We start from the raw sequence: 1,883 nt of genomic DNA, 5'->3' as shown, positions 1-1,883 counted from the left end.
GGCTTGCACCCAAGGCGGCGTAAAGGCTCTAATCCCCTAACCCATACAGGCTAGTTTCATAGAAACGAACCGCACGATCCGGACGTGCTGGTTTCCCCGCATCCGGCTCCCGATGTTCTTGGCTTGCGCCTTTGCTCATGTGGATATAATCGTGGCAGCTTTCGTGAACCGCTAGAAGGTTGTTTATTTTCCAATTACTATGGTTACTGTCTACATGATGCAGATGTACCTTTTCATCGCCTAGAATTTTTAGACCACATTTCCCACATTTATGGTTTTGCCGTTTTAAAGCTTTAGAGGTTTCGCCGTTGTAGAGCTTGCTGTTACGCTCACTCCAGTAGGCTATATCTCCGTCGTAGGGTGATTTCTCCCCTTTGACATTGACAAATTTGTTTTCGGAGTGGGGAACCGCTGGGAACGCTTTTTCTATCAATTTCTTGACAGTATAACGGTTCTGTTTCGATTCCTTATTGAATACCTTGAAGGCTCTATTGTTGAGGAACCACAGCGAGAAGCGTGACCCATCTAACTTACAGTAGCGATGGTAATTTCTCCAGCCTCTAACTACAGGGGCTAATTTCTCAGCTTTGACCGTCGCACCATAATTCGAGTTGTTAACGATGTGTTTTACCTTCTGACGGAATGCTTTAAAATTGTCCGCTGATGGAACGCATCTAAATTTCCCGTTGTTTTGCACTTTGAAATGCCAACCGAGGAAGTCAAACCCATCTGTCGTAGCCGTCAACTTAGTTTTCTTTTCACTAACCTTCATGCCTCGTTCTGCCAGAAATTCGCTGACTTTATCAAGTATTGCCTCCGCATCATCTTTGGGTTTCAGAATTATTACCATGTCATCCGCATAGCGAACTGATTGATGTATTTCCTCAATCCCATTGAGAGCAATATTGGCGAGTAATGGACTTACCACGCCCCCTTGCGGGGTTCCTTGTTCTGGAAATTCTGGATTGACTCCTGATTTTAGACAGCGGAATATTCCGGTCTTGATGCCTTTTGGGGCGATGAGTCGTTCCATTATGCTCGCGCGTGCTTATCCTGTCGAAGCATTTTTCGATATCGAGTTCGATAACTCGCTTCTCTACTCCGTTGGCTCTTGAGCTTAGGTTAAGGAACAGAATTTTTTGCGCGTCCTGCGCCGACCTTCCTGTTCTAAATCCATAACTCGTAGCGTGGAAAGTGGCTTCGTGAGCTGGCTCTAGCGCGTATTTTGCGAGGCATTGCCACGCTCTATCGGCGATAGTCGGTATCTTAAGGAGGCGGGTACTCCCATCCTTTTTAGGGATTGGTATTGAACGTAACTTCTGATGTTTCCAGTTGTTACTTTTGGCTCTGAGTTCTTCACTCAGGGCAAACCTTTCCTCAAATGTGAGTGAGGCTTGGACATCGATTCCCGCAGTCTTTTTGCCAGCATTTAGTTGAGTTACTTGACGTATCGCCAACATTCTTGCAGCCCGAGATTTCAGAATTAGCTTTTGAAGGGACTTCGCTTTCTGCTTGTCTCCAACTTGAATCGCTTTAAACACTCGTTTTTGTAGGCGAAATAAGTCCCTTCGGAATTTCTTCCAAGGTAACGTCTTCCAAGATTCACTAACATTGCTGCTGTGTCTAATCATGCTCTGCTCTAACTTATGTTTTCTGAACACCGAGCGACCAGTTAGTCGGGTGAGGTTTGAGAGTCACCTCTCTCCCCTCCCCTAAGAACCGTACATGAGGCTTTCGCTCTCATACGGCTCAAGCCTTACTTCAAGCGAGATTTAACTTGGGTTTTATGTACCTGCTTGTGACACGCTTTGTGTAAGTGTCGAAGGTTTTCCACGTCGTCTGTTCCTCCTTCAACCACAGGTACTATATGATGGGTTTCGATT

Annotated in this window: 2 protein-coding genes and 1 pseudogene; all 3 read right to left on the bottom strand. The window is 45.7% G+C overall.

The features are described 5' to 3' along the window. Window positions 1-28: 28 nt before the first annotated feature. Window positions 29-1,033, bottom strand: coding sequence for a reverse transcriptase domain-containing protein (locus QUB06_RS34490; protein WP_333439322.1), 1,005 nt, complete (start codon window positions 1,031-1,033; stop codon window positions 29-31). 52 nt (window positions 1,034-1,085) lie between these two features. Further along, window positions 1,086-1,631: pseudogene (locus tag QUB06_RS34485) on the bottom strand (reverse transcriptase N-terminal domain-containing protein); the annotation flags it as partial. A gap of 125 nt (window positions 1,632-1,756) precedes the next feature. After that, a complete protein-coding gene (locus QUB06_RS34480; RefSeq protein WP_333439324.1) occupies window positions 1,757-1,867 on the bottom strand; it encodes an HNH endonuclease in 111 nt (36 codons plus the stop codon). Window positions 1,868-1,883 lie beyond the last annotated feature (16 nt).

Source organism: Microcoleus sp. D2_18a_D3 (assembly GCF_036702455.1).
Classification (GTDB): Bacteria; Cyanobacteriota; Cyanobacteriia; order Cyanobacteriales; family Microcoleaceae; genus Microcoleus.
Note: the sequence above shows the minus strand (reverse complement) of the source record. Positions and strands in the feature narration are given on the sequence as shown.

Coding starts and splice junctions, on each gene's coding strand:
- QUB06_RS34490 (WP_333439322.1), bottom strand. CDS start 1,033: ATGGAACGACTCATCGCCCCAAAAGGCATCAAGACCGGAATATTCCGC.